General features: G+C 43.9%; 1 protein-coding gene. It reads left to right on the forward strand.

Annotation, left to right across the window (positions count from 1 at the left end; all coding sequences use genetic code 11):
- Positions 1-3: 3 nt before the first annotated feature.
- On the forward strand, positions 4-702 hold a 699-nt coding region (locus ASC50_RS06665; RefSeq protein WP_226995348.1), incomplete at its 3' end, for a leucine-rich repeat domain-containing protein.

Genomic DNA, 702 nt, shown 5'->3' on the forward strand with positions numbered 1-702 from the left:
TCACTGAATAGTGCATTTTACAACCGTACATCATTGATGACACTGAATATAGGAGCGAGTGTAGACACTATTGCTGCCGATGCGTTTTATGGTTGTGACGGTATTACTTCCATTTCTATTCCGAATAGTGTGACAAGCATTGGCAGTTCAGCCTTTTATGGTTGCAGCGGCGCAACTTCATTAAGCATCGGTAGTGGGCTTACAAGCATTTCTGCTTCTGCTTTCAGGGGCTGTAGCCGTATTGCCTCCATTACTATTCCCGGTAATGTAACAAGTCTGGATCAGTATGCTTTCTATGGTTGTAGCGGAGCAACTTCACTAAGCATAGGTAGCGGACTTAAAATCATTCCGTCGTATGCTTTTCAGAATTGCAGTAATCTTCTTTCGGTAACCATTCCGCAGGGTATAATGAGTATAGGAAACGATGCCTTTCAAGGTTGCAACTCCCTTGCTACGATGAACTACAATGCCACAAATTGTACTTGGTTAAATCATAGTGGTCCCGTTCATCTGTACGCGGCGTTTAGAAACCTTTCGTCCATTACAACGCTGAATATTGGAAGTTCTGTTACAAGGATTCCGGACTATGCGTTTTCCGGTTTCAGCGGTATTACCTCTGTCAACATACCCAACAGCGTTACCACTATTGGCGCGCAGGCTTTTTACAATTGCAGCCGTCTTACCTCTGTCTTTTGTTATGCC

The organism is Candidatus Symbiothrix dinenymphae (genome assembly GCF_001431085.1).